Raw genomic sequence first — 245 nt, forward strand, 5'->3', positions numbered from 1 at the left:
TCACATAACAAGCAATTCAAGTGGATTCTCAACGCGTGGCAGTTTTACTATGCGTTAGGTAAAGTGTTTTACGGTGCAATGCGGCGGCTTGGTCAGTGCGTTGTTCACCACTTAATTGGGCGTTATGCAACTCAGGTAAATTTAGGGGGTCAATCTTTTGGGATTTCTCCGGCCATTCGTTTTGAGCTGTCGGCAAATGAGCATTTTTACCCTCAAATTCGTGGTTAACTCAAACCGTAAAACAG

General features: G+C 44.1%; 1 protein-coding gene. It reads left to right on the forward strand.

Annotated elements, in window-relative coordinates:
- On the forward strand, positions 1-228 hold a 228-nt coding region (locus AACW06_RS20620), incomplete at its 5' end, for a hypothetical protein (protein ID WP_192076422.1).
- Between the last annotated feature and the right edge of the window lie 17 nt (positions 229-245).

The organism is Vibrio sp. S12_S33 (assembly GCF_963889785.1).
Taxonomy (GTDB): Bacteria; Pseudomonadota; Gammaproteobacteria; order Enterobacterales; family Vibrionaceae; genus Vibrio; species Vibrio aestuarianus.